The 19,393-nt window shown below is 42.1% G+C and carries 16 protein-coding genes and 1 riboswitch; of the genes, 3 read left to right on the top strand and 13 right to left on the bottom strand.

Annotated features, from left to right (window positions below):
* Positions 1-2: 2 nt before the first annotated feature.
* Positions 3-2,618 carry a BamA/TamA family outer membrane protein gene (locus R2S10_RS18355; protein ID WP_316841869.1) on the top strand — a complete coding sequence of 872 codons (2,616 nt, stop codon included), beginning with the start codon at positions 3-5 and terminating at the stop codon, positions 2,616-2,618.
* A 100-nt stretch (positions 2,619-2,718) separates the two neighbouring features.
* Here the strand turns inward: R2S10_RS18355 and R2S10_RS18350 are convergent, their stop codons facing one another.
* Positions 2,719-3,564 (bottom strand): S1 RNA-binding domain-containing protein, encoded by an 846-nt coding sequence (locus R2S10_RS18350; protein ID WP_316841868.1) that lies wholly within the window; start codon positions 3,562-3,564, stop codon positions 2,719-2,721.
* A 50-nt stretch (positions 3,565-3,614) separates the two neighbouring features.
* Here R2S10_RS18350 and R2S10_RS18345 point away from each other — a divergent pair, with 50 nt between their 5' ends.
* Both R2S10_RS18345 and R2S10_RS18340 read left to right on the top strand, forming a co-directional pair.
* The gene (locus R2S10_RS18345; RefSeq protein ID WP_316841867.1) at positions 3,615-4,283 is read left to right on the top strand and encodes an ATP-binding cassette domain-containing protein; all 669 of its coding nucleotides are present in this window, start codon (positions 3,615-3,617) and stop codon (positions 4,281-4,283) included.
* The gene (locus R2S10_RS18340; RefSeq protein ID WP_316841866.1) at positions 4,277-5,371 is read left to right on the top strand and encodes a hypothetical protein; all 1,095 of its coding nucleotides are present in this window, start codon (positions 4,277-4,279) and stop codon (positions 5,369-5,371) included. The genes R2S10_RS18345 and R2S10_RS18340 overlap by 7 nt, the downstream gene beginning before the upstream one ends.
* 42 nt (positions 5,372-5,413) lie before the next feature.
* On the opposite strand, the gene R2S10_RS18335 is transcribed toward R2S10_RS18340, so the two are convergent.
* The 12 genes from R2S10_RS18335 to R2S10_RS18280 form a co-directional block, all read right to left on the bottom strand.
* A complete protein-coding gene (locus R2S10_RS18335) occupies positions 5,414-6,547 on the bottom strand; it encodes a HesA/MoeB/ThiF family protein (RefSeq protein WP_316841865.1) in 1,134 nt (377 codons plus the stop codon).
* Positions 6,548-6,551: 4 nt separating this feature from the next.
* Positions 6,552-7,664, bottom strand: coding sequence for a 2-iminoacetate synthase ThiH (gene thiH, locus R2S10_RS18330; RefSeq protein ID WP_316841864.1), 1,113 nt, complete (start codon positions 7,662-7,664; stop codon positions 6,552-6,554).
* Positions 7,654-8,424 carry a thiazole synthase gene (locus R2S10_RS18325; RefSeq protein WP_316841863.1) on the bottom strand — a complete coding sequence of 257 codons (771 nt, stop codon included), beginning with the start codon at positions 8,422-8,424 and terminating at the stop codon, positions 7,654-7,656. The genes thiH and R2S10_RS18325 overlap by 11 nt, the downstream gene beginning before the upstream one ends.
* Positions 8,418-9,083, bottom strand: a complete 666-nt coding sequence (locus tag R2S10_RS18320; RefSeq protein ID WP_316841862.1) for a thiamine phosphate synthase — start codon at positions 9,081-9,083, stop codon at positions 8,418-8,420. The genes R2S10_RS18325 and R2S10_RS18320 overlap by 7 nt, the downstream gene beginning before the upstream one ends.
* Positions 9,080-9,859, bottom strand: coding sequence for a hydroxymethylpyrimidine/phosphomethylpyrimidine kinase (locus tag R2S10_RS18315; RefSeq protein WP_316841861.1), 780 nt, complete (start codon positions 9,857-9,859; stop codon positions 9,080-9,082). Before R2S10_RS18315 ends, R2S10_RS18320 begins: the two co-directional genes overlap by 4 nt.
* Positions 9,841-10,437, bottom strand: coding sequence for a thiamine phosphate synthase (locus tag R2S10_RS18310; RefSeq protein WP_316841860.1), 597 nt, complete (start codon positions 10,435-10,437; stop codon positions 9,841-9,843). Before R2S10_RS18310 ends, R2S10_RS18315 begins: the two co-directional genes overlap by 19 nt.
* On the bottom strand, positions 10,438-12,321 hold the full coding sequence (gene thiC, locus R2S10_RS18305; RefSeq protein WP_316841859.1) for a phosphomethylpyrimidine synthase ThiC: 1,884 nt from the start codon (positions 12,319-12,321) through the stop codon (positions 10,438-10,440).
* Positions 12,322-12,372: 51 nt separating this feature from the next.
* Complete coding sequence (gene thiS / locus R2S10_RS18300) at positions 12,373-12,576, bottom strand: sulfur carrier protein ThiS (protein ID WP_316841858.1); 204 nt, start codon at positions 12,574-12,576, stop codon at positions 12,373-12,375.
* Between the two features lie 63 nt (positions 12,577-12,639).
* Positions 12,640-12,727, bottom strand: a riboswitch (TPP riboswitch).
* A gap of 135 nt (positions 12,728-12,862) precedes the next feature.
* Positions 12,863-13,420 (bottom strand): ferritin-like domain-containing protein, encoded by a 558-nt coding sequence (locus R2S10_RS18295; RefSeq protein WP_316841857.1) that lies wholly within the window; start codon positions 13,418-13,420, stop codon positions 12,863-12,865.
* Positions 13,421-13,568: 148 nt separating this feature from the next.
* Positions 13,569-15,125 carry a DUF6850 family outer membrane beta-barrel protein gene (locus R2S10_RS18290; RefSeq protein ID WP_316841856.1) on the bottom strand — a complete coding sequence of 519 codons (1,557 nt, stop codon included), beginning with the start codon at positions 15,123-15,125 and terminating at the stop codon, positions 13,569-13,571.
* A gap of 90 nt (positions 15,126-15,215) precedes the next feature.
* A complete protein-coding gene (locus R2S10_RS18285) occupies positions 15,216-16,535 on the bottom strand; it encodes a DUF4876 domain-containing protein (protein ID WP_316841855.1) in 1,320 nt (439 codons plus the stop codon).
* Positions 16,536-16,546: 11 nt separating this feature from the next.
* Positions 16,547-19,330, bottom strand: coding sequence for a TonB-dependent receptor (locus tag R2S10_RS18280; RefSeq protein ID WP_316841854.1), 2,784 nt, complete (start codon positions 19,328-19,330; stop codon positions 16,547-16,549).
* Positions 19,331-19,393 lie beyond the last annotated feature (63 nt).

The raw sequence follows: 19,393 nt of genomic DNA, 5'->3' as shown, positions 1-19,393 counted from the left end.
GTATGCGTTTTAAAAAGGAGCTGCAAGCGGCACTAATCATAAATATGGCGCTTGGAGCCATTCCTGCCCTGGCTTTCGCACAAGGCGCAGTAAAATCAGATTCTATTACCGTAGCCATCGCTCCGGAATATGATAAAGTAAGTAGTTTTCACCGTTTTTGGTTAGGGGAAAGTTACCGTAAGCTATGGGCAACGCCTGTAACTTTAAGGGTGATCGACCTCCAAAAAGAAAAAGGTGGACTAAAAATCACCAAATTGGGTGGTGGAATGCAAACCCGTTCCTTGCGGTTGGTAGATCCAACAGGGAAAGAATGGGTGTTGAGAACCGTACAGAAGTATGCAGATAGGAGTCTGCCGGAGAACCTTAGGGCAACTATTGCCAGGGATATTACTCAGGATCAGGTATCTACCAATCACCCTTTTGCAGCCCTAATTGTACCGCCATTGGCTGAAGCATTGGATTTGGCACATGCAAAACCGGAAATGGTATATGTCGCTGATGATGCCGGACTCGGTGAATACCGTAAGGAATTTGCTAATGCGGCCTATATATTCGAAGAAAGATCTCCTTCTGAGGAGAAAACTGACAATACAGAGAAGGTACAAAAGAAAATCCAAAAGGATAATGATACTAAAGCAGATCAGAAAATGACGCTTAGGGCGCGTTTACTGGATTTCTTGCTGGGAGATTGGGACAGACACGAAGACAATTGGCGTTGGGCCGGGGATAAAACCCCAGACGGAACCACCTACACGCCTGTACCCCGCGACCGCGACAAGGTATTCTATAAAACTTCGGGTGTATTCCCCTGGATATTGAGTCACCAATGGCTTAAATCTCATTTACAGCCCTATTCTCCAACGATCAGAGATGTAGACCACTGGAATTTTAATGAAAGATATTTCGACAGATATTTTCTAAATGAGCTGAACGAAGAAGACTGGAAAGAAGCGATAAAATTAGTTCAGGCTAAGATGACGGATGAATTGATTGCCAAAGCTTTCCGCGAAATGCCTGATCCGATCTATAAACAGTGTGGAGAGGAGTTGATCTTTAACTTTACTTCCAGAAGAAACCAATTGGAAGAACTGGCGCTTCATTACTACCGTTTTCTATCGATTAATGTAGATATTCCTGCCTCTGATAAGACAGAATTCTTTGATGTAAAGCAGGAAGAAGATGGAAAAGTTAGCGTTCATGTCTTCAATATCAAGAAGGATGGCAGCAATGGACGCCGCTTTTTTAACCGTACTTTCGATCCTCAGGTGACCAAAGAGATCCGTTTATTTGGCTTAGGGGGGAAAGATGTCTTTAATGTTCATGGTAAAAATGAATCCCCGATAAAGCTGAGAATGGTTGGTGGGGATGAAGTGGATGACTTTAAAATTGCCGAAGATGTACCTAATAAATCAGGGCTTTTTATCTATGACCGTTCTGATGAAACGAATATCCTTCCGCCAAAAGGATATGCCAAACTGAGGTTAGCAAAGGATTCTGCAGTGAACCAATTCAATAAAAATGGTTTCTTGTATGACCGAAAAGGGATTTTGTTTGATGGTAATTACAATATTGATCAAGGGATTCAGATAGGATTGGGTTATATTCTAGAGAAACAGGGTTTTAGGAAATCGCCATATGCCTCTAAACAAGAGATCTGGGCACACTATTCTACGGGAAGAAAGTCCTTTATTCTGGATTATACCGGTGATTTTAAGAAAGCAATCGGCAATAATGACCTGAATGTTGCCATCAATATGTTAGGTCCCAATAACCTGAGCAATTTCTTTGGCCTGGGGAATAATACGGTATATCAAAAGGATGATCATAATGAAGATTTGCCTGAAGGTCAGGATCGTGAAGATGGTATCTCTTATTACCGCAACAGATACAACTACCTGAATGCCAATATCAGGTTAAGAAGGATGCTGGACAAGAACTGGACAGTAGAAGGAGGCCTATTATTGTCCTATTATATGAGTAATCGTAAGGATAATGAAGAACGGTTTTTAAATGATTATGATGCCTTACATCCAGAACAGGAAGTATTTTCTGACCGCTTTTATGCCGGTTTAACCGCTGGTCTGGCTTACGATACCCGCAATAACATCGCGATTCCTACTAAGGGTGTTTTCTGGAAAACGACGATCTCGGCGCAACAACGTGTGAACGGTGGTGATGAGCGTTACGGTATCCTAAATACTGAATTCCGCTTTTACCTGAACCCGGGGAAATCTGGTTTTGTGATTGCCAATAGAATTGGTGGGGGAACCACAGTAGGAGATCCGGCATTCTTCCAACACATCCAATTGGGTGGTGTAAATAGCCTTAGAGGATTCAATAGCAGGCGTTTTACCGGCCGTACGGGCTTATATCACAACCTGGACCTGAGAATGAAGTTGTTTAACTTTACGTCGTACCTGGTGCCAGGTACAGTCGGTATGATCGCCTTTAATGATGTAGGTAGGGTATGGCAGCCTGGAGAATCCAGCGGAAAATGGCACCAGGGTTATGGTGGCGGATTGTATGTGATGCCTGGGGATCAGTTCCTGATTCAGGGCACATTGGGCTTTTCAAAAGAAGCAACGATGCCTTATTTCTCAGTAGGATTCAACTTTTAAGTAGTACCTAGGTGTTCGTTTTCCAAACGCCTGTATAAATAAATGAAAAAGCCGGTTATTTATAGAAATAACCGGCTTTTTGTATGGTAATGGAAGGAGCTTAGTCTGCTGCTTCGTCTACGAATAACTTGATTTCGTGGTCAGAGATGATGATTAAACGGTCTCTGTATAAACCACCAATTACTTTCTTGAAAGCACTTTTGCTGATTTTGAAACGGTCGTAAATATCATCTGGCGCACTTTTGTCGCCCAAATGAACCACACCACCGCAAGCCTTTAGTTCATCAAGGATCACATCTTTGTTTTCCAGGATATGACCATAACCCATTGGTTGCAGACTTAAATCAATTTTACCTCCTACACGAATCTTTTTGATCCATCCTTTTCTGATTTCTCCAGGATTCAGTTGGTCAAACAGTTCGTTGGTATACAAAAGACCGATGTATTTATTGTCTACAATGGCGTTGTAACCCAGGTCTGAACGGTCAACGATCAATAAACTTACTTCATCACCTTCTTCCAGGTCAATGTCCTGATCTTCTGTGTAATTGGTTAAGCGGGAAGAGGCTACCATACGGTCATTGCTCTCATCCAGGTATACATAAACTACATGGTTATCCCCTTTAAACATCGGGCGTTTCTGCTCACGTTGAGGAACATAGATGTCTTTGTCGATACCAAGATTCATGAATACACCGTCTTCACCATCATCCACCACGGTTAAGTAAGCGAAATCACCAACACAGGCGAATGGTCTTTTGGTGGTACCCATCAATCTGCCGTCCTTGTGCATATACACGAAAACGTTGATGTTCTCCCCAATTTCGATGTTTTTTGGTACATCTACGTAAGGTAACAATACCTCTTTATCACCTTCTGTTAAGATGAGGCCGTTTTCGGTTTTATTTATAATTCTTAGATCGTTATATCTTCCTATTTCTATCATGTTCTTGCAGGCATTTTTGCAAAGGTAGCGATATCGCTAGTAACATATCCATGATAGACACATCTAAATGCAAAAAAGAAACGAAATTGATCAGATTAGAGCTGCAGCATATTGATAAGAAGTACGGGGATCATGCTATATTTTCTTTTGAGAAATGGAGCCTGGATCATGGTATATACTGGCTTAAAGGGGGAAATGGTACTGGGAAGACCACGCTGTTCAAGGTGATTGCCGGACAAACACCATTTGAAGGGACGCTGATTTTAAATGACATTAGTCTTAAAAATCAGCCGGTTAACTATAGGTCGATGATCAGTTATGCGGAAGCCGAACCACAATATCCGGCCTTTATCACCGGGAATGAACTGCTCAATTACCATATCGAAGTTCGGAAAGCCCAGGCAGAAGCCTCGATTGCTCTGGTTGAAGCTTTAGGAATGAGCCCTTTTATGAATCAGAAAGTAGGAAGTTATTCTACTGGGATGCTCAAAAAACTATCTTTAATCTGTGCATTTGTAGGTGATATACAGCTTTTCATCCTGGATGAGCCATTGATTACCATAGATGCCAATTCGGCGCAGGTACTCTATCAACTCATTAAAACTTACCATGAAAAGGGATGTTCCTTTTTACTTTCTTCTCATCAGGAGCTGGAAATGGGTCAATTGCCAATAAAACAGGTGTTTCAGATTGTAGACCGTCAGTTACAACCATGCTAAAGCTGATTTTAAAAACCTTAACAAAAGAATTTTACGCGGCACATGCCGGTCTTTTTCTCTTTGGTTTTTATCTGGCTTTTGGAGTAGTGGAAGGCTCACAGCTGTTGAGTTACCATCATACATTAATGTTAATGGTGTATTCTTCCCCTCTGATTCTGGTAATGGTCTATGGTTTTTGGGCACTTTACCTGCTCAAATGCTTGTTTTTCATTAGAAAACAGCTAAAGTTGGCGCAATATCGTTTTGTGTTTCTTTTGGCTGCAACAAAAAAACAACAACAGTTTAACCTCTGGCTGAAGGTCTATGTACTGCTTTTCCTACCGATTTTGGGCTATATCATTCCCATGATCTATGTAGGATTGGTGGAAGGATACTACATCGGAGTATTGGCCACCATCAGTTTTACCCTTATTATTTTAAGTGCCGTATCCGCATATATGTTTCGGATCATTAATTATAGCCATGTTCCAGTAAAGGTTTATTTTTCCTTCCCTTGCCCCCAATTGAAGAAACCTTACTGGACATGGCCTTTATATTACCTGTCGACTGAGCAAACATTAATGCTGTTTTTAAGTAAAGTTCTTTCGTTTTCTTTGTTTAATGTAGTGATGTGGATGTTTTCCGATGTCTCGAATGACCTCCGGGTCGCTTTGATTGGGATATTAGCCGCTGTACTTTCTCATAGCATGGTGATACAGGTGATGCTCAAACAGGAAACAGATCAGCTTTCGTTTAGCAGAAGCCTTCCGATAAATTTGAGGACCAGAATAGCGCATACACTCCTGGTTTTTCTATTGATATTCCTCCCTGAAATCTGCTTTTACGGGTACAGAACTCAGGGGGAGATTCAACCTTTTTTAGTAGGAGTCCTGTTTGGAATTGCTGGATTAATGACACTGAGAATGGTGCTGTACTGGATTAAGCTAGACCTGGATCGGTACTTCAAATGGTTGCTGGCTTACTTCTTCATCAGCATGTTTGTGATCCTGAGCGGCTACGCCCTGGCTTATAGTTTAATCATGTTAAGTACTTACTTGCTCTATTTTTTCTTCTTTTATTACCGAACCGATCTTAAAGAAATAGGTTAAGCTCAGCGCTAGAGGTAAGGAGATTCAGCTTAAAGTTTAGCTTTAGTTTTCTCTATTTAATAGGCTGATAATAAATAGCTCTTCGTTTCTTTTTTCGCCGATTATTTTTGTAGCCATTCTGCTTTTTGCCCCTGAAGTACAGCAAAAGACCAGACGATTTTGGAAAGGCAACTGATCGATTTTTTCTTCAAGCTCATATAGCGAAATGTGAATCCCCCCAATGTTGTCGGCCTCAAATTCATGAGCCTCTCTAACATCTATCAAACAAAAAGGCAACTGGTTTGCTTCCCATTCCAGGAGTTCCTTTGGGAAAACTTCCTGATATACGATCGCTTTCTTTGGCCCTGGTTGATTGGCTTGCTCTGAAGTGTTGTTGTTTAGCCTTTGCTGTCCAGGATGTTGATCTTCAGCTTTAAGCTTAGATGAATCGTTTTTAGGGACCTCTGTTTGATTCTCCTGTTCAGGTTGAATGTTAAAAACTTGCATGTCGTAATTTAGCGCATTGAAGATAAGGAGTTTTCCAGAAAGACTATCTCCAAAACCGCATATTATTTTGATGGCCTCATTGGCCATCATGCTCCCAATGATGCCTGGTAAGGGGCCAATTACGCCGCTATCCCCGCAATTTTGGCTGTCCTGTGGGGCCGGAGCCTCAGGGTAACAACTTCGGTAGTTGGGGCCTCCCTGGGAGTTAAAAACCGAAACCTGCCCTTCAAAGCGAAATATAGAACCGAATACCAGTGGTTTTCCCATGGAAACGCAAGCATCATTAACCAGATATCGCGTAGGGAAATTGTCTGAACCATCGATCACAAGATCGTATTCGTTAATGCATTTTTGCGCGTTTTCAATCGTAATGTGAAAAGGAAAGGCCTGCAGGCTCAACTCAGGGTTTAGGAGTTTTAACCGTTCTACGGCTGTTAATGCCTTGTTCTTGCCGAGATCCTGCTGCTGGAAAAGTAGCTGTCTATGTAGGTTGCTTTCTGCTACAGTATCGCCGTCAATTACCCCGATTTTACCTATACCGGCACCGGCAAGGTAAAATAGGAGGGGGCATCCCAGTCCGCCGGCACCAATCACTAATACCGATGTTTTTAATAGCTTTTTCTGCCCTTCAATGCCCAATTCTTCCAATAAGATTTGCCGCTGGTATCTTTTAAGTCCTTTGTTTTCCATAGTTTTATTTCATTAAGCTCAAGTCCCAATCTTTCCATACGGCTTCATAACCTTGTTTATGAATCATTTCTGCGATTTCTGAGGCCGTTCTTTCATCGGAGATTTCAAATTGCTCAAGAGATTGAGGTTCCACAGCATAGCCACCAGGATTGGTTTTTGAACCTGCACTGATAGAAGTAATGCCAAGTTTGATGATGTGGTCTCTGAAAATAACAGACTCCCTTGTAGAAATAGACAATTCGACTTCTTCATTGAAGAGGCGATAGGCGCAGATTAGCTGCACAAGTTCGCGGTCGTTCATGGCGACTTTGGGTTCCAATCCGCCACTAAATGGCCTTAACCTTGGGAAAGAAATGCTGTATTTACTTTGCCAGTACCTCTTTTCCAGGTAGTTCAGGTGCAAAGCCGTGAAAAAGGAATCTGTTCTCCAATCTTCCAATCCTATCAATACACCCAATCCCATTTTGTGGATTCCGGCTTCTCCTAGTCGGTCTGGAGTGTCCAATCTGTATTGAAAATTGGATTTTTTACCCTTTGGATGGTGTTTTTTATAATCTTCTTCATGGTAGGTTTCCTGATATACCAATACGGTGTTTAATCCATAAGGGGTCAATTCCTGATAATCAACAAGGTCTAAAGGCTGCACTTCCATGGAGATATGCGCAAAATGTGGCCTGATCAGCTCTAAAACCTTTTTAAAGTAGTCTGTATGGACGGTTTGGTTTGCTTCTCCGGTTACCAATAGTACATGGTGATAGCCCATTTCCTTGATTACAGCTACCTCTTCCATGATCTCCATGGAGGAAAGGGTTTTGCGTTTCACCTTGTTGTCATAGCTGAAACCGCAATAAGTGCAAATGTTGTTGCATTCATTGCTCAGGTAAAGCGGCACGTACATCTGTATGGTGTTTCCAAATCGCTTTAAAGTAAGCTCCTGACTCAATTTTGCCATTCTTTCCAGGTATGGAGCTGCGGCAGGGGAGATCAGGGCTTTAAAGTCTTCCAAGGTTCTTTTGGAAGCATTTAAAGCCTGCTCTACATCCACACTGGTTTTCGCATAAATGCTTTTGCTGGTCTCTTCCCAGCTCTGGCTTTGAAAAATATCGTTAAATCTCATCTTCAAGAAAAGCGGTTAATGGACTGCTGGCTACAGCCTGTGAATTGATCTGGCCTAATCTGGCGAGGTAGGCCATTCTACCGGCTTCAACAGCGATTTTGAAGGCTTCTGCCATCAAAACAGGGTTTCCGGACACGGCAATTGCGGTGTTCACCAGTACGGCATCTGCACCGATTTCCATGGCTTTTGCAGCATCAGAAGGGGAGCCTATACCGGCATCAATCACCACGGGCACCCGACTTTGACTAATGATGATTTCCAGGAAATCTATCGTTTTTAAGCCTTTGTTGCTGCCTATAGGGGAGCCTAATGGCATTACCGCAGCAGTACCTGCATCTTCCAGCCGCTTACACAGTACGGGGTCGGCATGGATATAAGGAAGGACCACAAAACCGAGCTTGGCGAGTTCTTCGGTGGCTTTTAGGGTTTCTATAGGGTCAGGCATCAGGTATTTAGGGTCCGGGTGGATTTCCAGCTTGATCCAATTGGTTTCCAATGCCTCCCTTGCCATTTGGGCAGCAAAAACAGCTTCTTTGGCATTTCTAACCCCAGAGGTATTCGGGAGCAGGTTTAGTTGAGGATGGCTAAGGTGTTGTAATAGGTCATCCCCGTTATGGTTTAGGTCAACCCGCTTTAGGGCAACGGTAACGAGTTCTGATCCTGAAGCCAGTAAAGCTGCCTCCATAATGGCGCTGGAACTGAATTTTCCTGTGCCTGTAAACAGGCGGGAATGGAAAGTTTTATCTGCTATTTTTAACATGATGCTAAAGGTTTGTTAAGGGTAGGAAATGGGTGGTTTTGAAGCTCCTGGTAGAGCTGTTTAATCAGTATATCCGCATCTTTATTATTGCTAAGTACACCAGAAAGTGCGACGCCATAAACACCGGTTTTAAGCAGCTCAGGAAGGTCTTCTGGTGTAAGGCCACCAATGGCGATCACAGGGATGTTGATGTTGGCATTTCTCATCTGGTCCATGATCTTTTTGAAGCCTTCCAGTCCTAAAATCGGGCTTAAGTTCTGTTTAGTGCTGGTAAAGCGGTAGGGGCCTAAGCCGATGTAATTCGCACCCGCTGCAACGCTTTTTTGTAGGTCTGCAAAAGTGTTTGCAGTTGCGCCAATAATTTTATGATTACCAATTGATAATCTGGCATTTACAATACTTATGTCATTTAATCCTACATGTGTTCCGTCGGCATCGATTGCCTTTGAAATCTCTGGAAAATCATTGATGATTAATTTGCTTGCAAATTTTTTGCAGAGGTCATTTGCAGCTTTAGCCAGGTTTAAAACCTCATTTTCTGCCTGGTTTTTTACACGAAGCTGTATCCACTTTCCACCGGCATTTAGCACTTGTTCGATGGCCTCCAAATGGCTGAATTCAGCACTGGATTGGGAGATATAATGTAGTCTGTCGATCATAGGTTGTGATAGCCCAAAAGGCTGGTGTTACTGTTTAAAAATTGCTCGATATATTGTTTGCCCAACAGGCAGGATTTTGGGAGGGAATTCCCCAAAGCAAGCTGAGCAGTAATGGCAGAAGAGAGGACACATCCGGAGCCGTGTTTCTGGGAGACCGCTGTAGTCCCGGATTTGAATTCCAATGCTTCTTTTTTGTGGAAGAAGTAATCGGTGCCAGGGCTGGAAGGATGGTGTCCGCCTTTGAGTAAAACCGCACAGTCCTCGGACCAACTCCGACATACCTGATCAATTTCCTCGCTTCCCTTTAGGGCCTGCATCTCCAAATAATTTGGCGTAATCAAATAGAGTCGTTTTAAGACGCTTTTGAAAATATCTAGCTCTGGATTCCATTCGTGGAAGTTATATCCAGCACTGGCCTTTAAAATAGGGTCTAGCACGATTTTAATCTTCGGATCAAATGAATTTAAATATTCACAAACTGCTGATAAAGTTTCCAGGTTTTTGATCAAGCCGATTTTAACAGCCTGGATCGGGAACTTTTCAAGCAATGGCGCTAACTGGGCAATGACCTGTTCGGTCTCCAGCCAGTCGTTTTTCAAAAAGGTAGTATCCGTTTGAATAGTCAAGGCGCTGCAAACCCCAAATCCGTAAACGCGATGCGCTTCGAAACATTTCAGGTCGGAGAGGAGACCAGCTCCGGCAGTTGGATCAAGGCCAGCAATGCTGATGACGTATGGTCTGTTGTTCGACGATTTCTTTAGACTGTGGTTTGACATGCTTGTTGTAACCGTTTAAAATTTTTGATGGCCTGTTCCGGTTCATTCCATATGGTCCCTAAAACTGCCACTCCATCAAAATTCATTTGTTGAAGCTCAGTGATTTTCGGGGCAGTGACGCCACCTAGGGCGATTACTTTTGTATCACCGAAAGAGGGCAATTGAAAACCTTCCGTTAAGAAGCCTGGATAGTTTTCTTTAGATATACTTTGGAAAACAGGACTTAAAAAAGTGTAATTAAAATTCAGTAAATCAGGTAAGTGATTTACTGAATGTGTAGAAGTACTTAAGGTTATCTCCTTTTTGCCCTTCAAATGCCAATGAAGCAAAGCCAGGCGTTGTGCCTCTTTGAAATGAAGTCTTTGGATACCAAACTGGCTCGCCAGTTCATGGAACTGGTGCAATGCAATACGGTCCAGATACCTGGGCTCAATTTCGCCTAGCAGTTTCTGGTAAGCGCTTTGATCTCCCCCTTCTTTCCTCAGGTGAAAGCGCTGCATTCCCTGGTCAAACAAACCATTGATCAGCTGCGCTTCCCCTTTGAAAAAGTTGGGTTTTGAAATAACAATCAGTTCCAATTACAAATATATTTCGCTTCCTTTTTCTGCAAACTCTTTGGATTTTTCGGCCATCCCTTGATTTAAGGCTTCGGTTTCTTCCAGCCCCTGCTTGGCGGCATAGTCTCTCACATCCTGCGTAATTTTCATGGAGCAGAAGTTCGGACCACACATCGAACAGAAATGTGCGATTTTAGCGCCATCAGCAGGAAGGGTCTCATCATGAAACTCTTTTGCCGTGTCCGGATCCAGGGAAAGGTTAAACTGATCTTCCCACCTAAATTCAAATCTGGCCTTACTCAATGCATTGTCGCGGTATTGCGCACCAGGATGCCCTTTAGCCAAATCAGCAGCATGTGCAGCAATCTTGTACGTGATCACGCCATCTTTAACATCTTTTTTATTTGGTAATCCCAGGTGTTCTTTCGGGGTCACATAGCAAAGCATCGCAGTACCGAACCAGCCGATCATTGCAGCACCAATCGCAGAAGTGATGTGGTCATAGCCAGGGGCGATGTCTGTGGTAAGTGGACCTAAAGTGTAAAATGGTGCCTCCGAACAATGTTCCAGTTGTTTCTCCATGTTTTCTTTGATCAGGTGCATCGGCACATGGCCTGGACCTTCAATGATGGTTTGGATGTCGTGCTTCCAGGCAATTTTAGTCAGTTCGCCTAAAGTTTCCAGTTCTGAGAACTGCGCTTCGTCATTTGCATCGGCAATACAGCCCGGACGCAAACCGTCGCCAAGAGAAAAGGCTACATCGTAGGCCTTCATGATTTCACAGATTTCCTCAAAATGTGTGTATAGGAAACTTTCTCTATGGTGAGCAAGACACCATTTCGCCATGATGGATCCACCACGGGAAACAATACCGGTCACTCTTTTTGCCGTCATAGGGATGTAGCGCAGCAATACACCGGCATGGATCGTGAAATAATCCACTCCTTGTTCTGCCTGTTCGATCAGTGTATCTCTGAAAATCTCCCAGGTCAGGTCTTCGGCTTTGCCATTTACTTTTTCTAAAGCCTGGTAAATTGGAACTGTACCAATTGGAACAGGGGAGTTGCGGATGATCCATTCTCTGGTTTCATGAATGTTCTTTCCGGTACTCAAGTCCATGATCGTATCTGCGCCCCATCTGCAAGCCCATACGGCCTTTTCTACTTCTTCTTCGATACTAGAGGTCACCGCAGAGTTTCCGATGTTAGCGTTGATCTTAACCAGGAAATTTCGGCCAATGATCATCGGTTCTAATTCCGGGTGGTTGATGTTACAAGGGATGACAGCCCTACCTGAAGCTACTTCTGACCGCACAAACTCGGGTGTGATGTATCCTTTTGGCGTATTTGCGCCAAAGCTATGGCCTTTATGCTGATGAGCCATCACCCCATATTGCGCACCCAGCTGTTCGCTCAAAAGATCTATCCTTTGGTTTTCCCTGATGGCAATGTATTCCATTTCTGCGGTAATGATCCCTTTTTTTGCATAATGCATCTGGGAAACATTCATCCCCGGTTTCGCCTTGTAAGGCTTATTCAAATGAGAAAAACGGAGTTCATTCAATTTGTTGTCAGCCAGTCGCTCCTGACCATAATCAGAAGAAATCTGATCCAGTTGATCTACATCTGCTCTTCCGGTAACCCAACTTTCCCTTAATCTTGGTAAGCCCTTTTTGACATCAATTTCCGCATTCGGATCCGTATAAGGACCACTGGTGTCGTAAATGGTCACCGGAGGATTGGCTTCTGTTGCACCAAAACCATTGTGGATCTTAGTGTCACTTAGCGTGATTTCACGCATCGCTACCTGGATGTCATGAAGCTGTCCGGGAACAAAGATTTTTTTTGAGGCCGGAAAAGGTGTGCGGCTGATGACTTGCTCGTCTGGAGTCTTTTCGTGTTTCATGTTTTTTTTTCTTGGTAAGGAAAATAATAGGGTTTTCTAGAAATCATGGAACTATCCGCCTTGAGTGGCTTTAATAACGGTTAGCCGATCGCCATCCTGCAATAGCCTGATTGGCCATTCTGTCCTGGAAATGATGGTTTGATTGATGGCTACTGCAATCCCCTGAACGGGAATTTGAAGCACGTTTAAAAGCAATTGTTCTACGGAACAAGTTTCGCTAATTGGATAGTTTTGTTGATTTACAGTTATTTCCATTTTTTTGATAAATAGGAAAAACTATAGGCATGACCTTTTTACAGGCATGAAAAGACGGCAAACGGATTTGCTTCTACTTTTCCCTTCGGTAGTACTAACTACATCAGGTTCAAAGGGTATTTCTCAGCGCAAGGCACCCCTAAAGTTTTTTTGTAAAACTAGGTTATTTTTTTGAAAAACAAAATCTGTAGCTAAGAAAAGGGAAATAGCATATTGAAAACAATAAACCCCTCAGGAATAAACCTGAAGGGTTGAATTGAACTTATGTTGATTAAACATTGGGGTATTATTCGGCTGCAGCTTGCTCGTTGATAAACTCTTCAGCGATTTCCGTTAATGCGGCATCAGTTTCTTTTTCATTATCCAAAGTTTGCTGTAGCAATTCGGCCACTTCAGTATGGCCCATATTTAAAGCAAATGTTCTCAAAGTGCCATAAGTAGCAATTTCATAATGCTCTACCTTTTGTGCAGCGAGGATTAAAGCGGCATCACGTACCAATGTGCCCTTCTCAGTATCCTCAATGATCGCATTAGCTTCTTCCAGAAGTCCAGCCATTGCATCACACTTTTTTGCCTGAACTTTTTCTCCCAGTTGCTCGAAAACCTGCTCTAGCGTATCAATGTGGTTATTGGTTTCTTCCCTGTGTTTTTCAAAAGCGGCAGCCAGTTCTGTGCTGGTCGCGGCTTTTTGCATTTTTGGCAAAGCTTTAGACAGGTGTTTCTCTGCCCAGTAAATGTCTTTCAGCTCATCGATAAAAAACTTATGGAATTCTGAATTTTCCATTTTTCCTTTTGTTGATTTGGCTGTTGTCTTAGTACTGTCACTCTTCGTTGTAGTTGCCATAATTCGTTTTTCTTTAAGGTTCGACTTATGCCCACTATAAACCAGTCCATTACAAGAATTGTTTAGCGGAAGGTGAAAAATGACGATTTATCTTTTCCCTCTGGGATCCCAGAGGGTGCTTGTGGTGGTTAGAGGGATGTTGAACCGATTAAAAATAGAAGTTCAAAGATACATTCGTCGCAAAACGTTGTTTCCCCGGACTTGCAATTAAGGCTCTGTCCAGACTTTTAAACTGTATTGCTTCGTTATAAGTTAGCCCTAATTTGATCGCGGTTTGGATCTGTCTATAGGTTGGGAAATTATAGTCTGCCTCTAAGGAGCCACTAAAATAATCTGCAGTATGGTACAGGTAATCATGATAAATGACCGTTTTGGTAAAGATACCCTCAGAAATGATCGGCACAATAAACTGATCATTCAGGTTTTTAGAATAGACACCTTTTAAATTTAGTCCGAAGTTATGATTTCCTGGAAGCTGTCTGACAAAACCTATCCCTAAGCCAGGTTTAATCGCGTTGTAGGAAACCAGATTGCCTCGTAAACCGTCCTGACGTTTCTCTCCATCTTTCTTCAATTCCAATACGTAATTGAAACTTGTTTTTCCAGTTTTACTCAATATGGCTTTGATTCCCCATTGTTCACGGTTATACAGGTAATTATTGGCTTTCTTCTCATGATTGAAATCCTCACCTTCTAAGTTCTCATAGTTGATCAATACCAATAATTGATGTTTTTCCAGTTTCTTTTTCCAGATCAGCTCAAAATGATAGCTGTTTAGGTCATAATCATTAAAGAGTTCTCCGTTGTTGTTATCTGGGAACCTATTGATGAATTTCTGGCTTTCGGTAAGATAGGATCCTGAGCCTGCAAATGTGCCAACAGCAGGACTTTCATAACTCAGGTAAAGATCAACACCCTTCCTGGATTGTTCATTTCGGAAGACCCTGTTCTTTTCTATCGGCTTAGGGTCGCCGTAGCCATTGATGATATGGGTCACAAATTCAGGGGTCAACATATTACCCGCATTTTGAGGATTCTTGTAAGCCACATCTGTTCCCTCCTGACCATAGCCATATTTGCCACCGATTCCCAATTTAAAGGCATTGAAGAGGCGGTAGCCCAGACTCGCCTGCATATTAAACTGATAATCGTTTAGTTTTGCTCTGGGGTCATTTGTCGAATAATGATCGCCAATCCGGTAGTCAATTCCAATCGATAATGGAAGGTTATCTCCAATCATGTTTCGCTGCGCCATGGCATTAAACTGATAGACAGAGCGTTCATAATTTACATTTCTTGCGGAACCAAAATACATTGGGGCAGTGGTGTTATTTCTGGTTTGATGTGCCCAACGGGTGCTATCCTCTCTTACTTTATGGTACACCAGAGCGCCCCATAAGGAAACCCCGGAAAGCGTAGTTTTACCCTCAGTAGCAAAATAGGTGTCATTTGTTTTACTACTTTCCTGATAAGGCATAAACCTGCCTTTTGTCAATTGATGTCCAATGCTTAAAGTATTAAAACCATCAGGCATGGTCGCCGTGAAGAAACTCTTATTTTTCGCAAAATTGTAAAAAGTATAAGCTGCCGAATCTATGGCAAACAGCCTGGACTGCCCACTGGAGATGGAATCTGTTTTTTGAGCATTAGCAACTAAAACAATACAAAGTTGTAACAGCAAAGCAATAGAGTATATTTTTTTCATCCGGGAATTGGAATATTTAACGGTTATGAATAGTTTTTTTGTCCTGCTCATAACCGTTATTTATGACGAAGTTTTTGTTTAATGGAAATGCTATTTAAAACCTCTTGGGTTTGCCTTATCCAGGTATTCAAAGTCTTCAGTAGAGTTGTTCGTGTCTTTTAGTACGATTCGGCCATTTACAGTTTTTGCCGTTTTTCTGATGACCGACTGAGAACTGTAATTTCCTTTAGGGTTAAAGGTAAACCCGGCATCAATAGTAGGACCTAGTTTTTTCGGAAAACGGCTATCTGGAATGTTCGGCTGGATTTCAACACCATCAATCAGGTATTTTACTGGAATCTGGTAATATTTCTTTGCAGTAGGTGATGGCGCGATCTTCGAAGGCTCATTGTATTGTGGCCATTCTCTCACTCTTTGCGTTCCATCAGCTTTAAAAATTACATAACTGTCTTTTCCGTTTGCATCTAAAATCATGTCATTTCCTGAGTAAGCCAATACCTCAACATTGGGAACCTGGGGATTGTTGATGTCGGATGAAAATGGTTTGCCAATCACATCCCCTAAATACACTTCGAAATCCGCGCCACTAAGGTCTATGGTTAATTCAGGGTCTCTTACCGTCACTACTTTACCGTCATTCCCGGTAAAAGGAGCTTTGTGGTTTAATGCAGTTTGTGCAACTAAAATACTCTTTCCAGGTTGAACTGGGTATTGTTTTCCATTACCTGGGATCATGTACAACGTTTTTGCATACACATAATCCTTGTTTGCATTGATGCTTTGATCCATATTCGGTGATTTGCTCCAATCCATCTGTCCGGTAGAGGTGTAGTTCATATTTGGAGAAGGGCTGGATACTCTACCAATGATCTGTGCAAAATACAGGCTATCAGCATACAGAACACGATCGGTATTGTTGTGGAATTCTAAAAACTGATCTCTGAATACGGCGCCATTTGTGGTATTAGAACCCGCATAATAGATTTGCTTGATCAGCCATTCTCCAGGTGTTCCTACAATTAGCTTCAATTCCAGCGTTCCCGTCAACGTAGCATTAATTTGTTTTCCTTTTTCAGAGGCATTAAAGGTTACAGGATTTTCTGTTGGGATGCCAGTAATTCGGGAGTATTCCTCCGCGGACATCGTTAAAACAGCATCAATATCGTACGTCCCGGCAGAGACTGATTTGAAAGCAACCGTTCCTGAAGCGTCAGTAATTAACTCCTGACTTGCTAAAGTCTGGGTATTGGTAATTTTTACTGTGATTTTTTCAAGTGGTAAGGTATATGCTGAACTGATATCAAAAGCGAGTTTAATATCCAGGTCTGTTGGCTGGATTCCAGGGGTTTTGTCTTTTTTACAAGCCAGTAAGCTGGCTACTAAACAAAGGCTAAGTAATAGTTTTTTCATGGATATTTATATTAGAGTTTTAATGATAATTCTGCACCGAAAGTTGGACTGGGGTTAGGATATACCAAGGTGCCCCCGGTAGTAGTATAGGTAGGTTGATAATTGAATACATTGTAAACATTGAAGGAGAATTTGAATCTCTTTTTAATCTCTTTACCAATGCTGAGGTGATAATTAGGGAGAATTCGGGGAATATTTCCTTCTTCATAGGCGTTCTTAGGAACAAGTAAATGACCGTATAATTGATTTTTAGGATCGAAATTAGTGATCGTAATGTATTCAAGAGCATTGTTAAGGTAGGCGATGGGTACACCAGCATTGGCTGGAACTACAGTTTTTTGAAGCAATGCAAATTCAGCCGTAAACTCAGCGATAAGACTGATTTTTGGAATGTGTGTGGTGGCAGAAATCCGGGCGTTACTTTGATAAGTAATCGGTGTGTTACGCCTGTAAATTCCAATGCGGGCATAGTCCAGATTAGTGTTAGTATTTTCTACCTCTTTGTAATTTACGTTCGACTGGTCTTTTGTTTTCGTCCTGAAAATCCCAGTGCTTAGATTAAAGGAGGTGGAGATCGCCTTAATTGCCGGAGTACTCAACATAAATTCAAGTCCGGAACTATTAGAGTTTAAACTGTTCTGGAAAGAGTAGTACGACAATAATTGGTTTTTCATCCCTTCCTGTGTCACTGTAGGTTGTTGTCCAGGGACATATGTAGCCGTATACTTTGGTAATGATACTACCTTCAACTGTTCTACGGTATTGATGCCATTTGTGGCAATTTTATGGAAGGCCGACATCGACAGGTTAAACTTATGCAGTTTTAACTGGGAGGTAAATTCTATGGTCTGATTTTGAGATGATTTTAGATTTTTATTAGTGGGTTCATAACGGTCCAGATAGAGTAGGTAAATACTTTCTTTTACATTTCCATTATAGCTCATCAGGAGTGGAACTTCCATAAAGGTGGGCCCTGGATAGCGCTGTGCTAAACCTGGTGCTTTAAACCCGATACCATAGGCTACACCCAGTCTTAAATTATCGCTAACCTGATAATTGATGTTTGTTCTAGGCGCAAGGGAAGCAAAGCCATTTTGTAAATCCAACCTCAATCCGGTACGTACATTCAGGTCTCTATTTGCAATCTTCAGCTTAAATAGATCTTCTGCATAAAAGCCAATATCTTGTTGTGCCCTGGCCAGTCCGAAATCATAATACCTTTCAGAACCAGTAGATTTGAAAAGAGAAGTTGCTGCGCTCGGATTCATTACTGTACCTGAACGTGGCCTGGAAGGATCAGACATCCGACCCAAACCTTTATTCGCGCTGTAGTTATAACTTGTTCCAAAAGAAAGGTAATGAATAGTTTTACCGGTATTGAATTCTGCATTAAAATCCAATCTTGTAGATAGATTTATTGGGCGGCCATCTACCAGTGAAAGGGCATTGTATACCCCGGAATCAAAATGACCTTCCGTAATCCCCGTTTGAGTCGCGTCTGAATAGAGGATGTAAGCCAGATTTTTCAATTCTTCTCTATAAGTTACCTGATGTCCTTCACTATATTTTACATTTAGTCCAATGTTTTTCAGAAAGTCTCCATTTAACCTGTAGCTGGTTCGGTTTCCGATACCCAGATTCCAGCTGTCAAACCTGGTTTTAGTTGCTGCTGGATCATCAGGATCTTGTTTAATCCCATCCAGGTTTCTCCCGTAGTCAAAACTGAAGGTATTTTTAAATTGCTTTTCCTTGCCAAAGGAATTCGTCCACATCGTGTTTGTGTTGATCCTTTGATAGGCTTTCAGCTTTTCTCGGTTGTCGGAAAAGGAATTGACATAGTTCATACCTACGTTTAAAGTACCTAGATCATGCCCCAGCCTCATGCCTTTGGAAAAAGTATAGGAGGTGGCATTGTCTCTGAGTTGCATCCGGACATAGGCAGGGCCAGAACCAGCCTGGCGCTCAACAATTACTGCACCATCAGAAAGATCACCATATTTTGCAGAAGGCACACCTGCAATGACTTCTATACTTTCAATATTGTCTGCTGGAATCTGACGAAGATCAATACCCCCAAAAGCATAGTCGCCGGAGTAAGCCCTGTTTCTGCCACCACTTAATCCCCAGCTAGAGGGGCTTAATATATTGGAACCGGACATACCTGTTAATCCGGGATTATAGCTTTGCATATTGGCGTTGTTGCTGATCGCCTGTCCATCAATAATAATGGCTACTCCAAATGAATTGTTTAGCGCAAAAGGATCTTTCCCAGTGACCCGATCAGGGAATGTTGCTCTCAAGGTCAGGTTTTGTACACTTTGTAAGGATGGTGGACTGATTTTACGATTTGGAATCAAATTCAGCAAATCGTTTAAACTCAATGCCGGAATCTGTTCGATCATATCCCGATCTATGATCAGGGAAGAGTTCGAAGAGCCTTCTCCGTTTCTTTTAGCACTAATCGAAATCTCTTTTAAACTTAGATCCAGTATTTTCAGGGTGATGACCCCTAAATCAATTTTTTCTTTATTGATCAAAACTGCTTTGCTCAGTTTCTTATAACCAATATAACTGAACTCCAGATTGATCAGCTGATCATTCACTTCAGAGACTTGAATCGTAAAAGTTCCGTCTTTTTTAGTGATGGTATACTGATTGGTTTCTACCAATTTGATGTTGGCCAGGTCGACTGGTTGTTGTGATTCGTCCAGTACTCTCCCTGTAATGATCGAATGTTTTTGAGCGAAAATAGCCGTTGATGCTATTAATAGCAGTGTTGTGTATAGTAATTTCAATTTAGACTGATTCTAATCCCCGGCGCAAAAGTGTAATTTTTACACTTATAAAACAACTTATTT

The sequence above is a fragment of the Pedobacter gandavensis genome, assembly GCF_032678745.1.
Taxonomy (GTDB): domain Bacteria; phylum Bacteroidota; class Bacteroidia; order Sphingobacteriales; family Sphingobacteriaceae; genus Pedobacter; species Pedobacter gandavensis_C.
The sequence above is the reverse complement of the archived record's forward strand: the minus strand, read 5'-3'. Positions and strand labels throughout refer to the sequence as shown.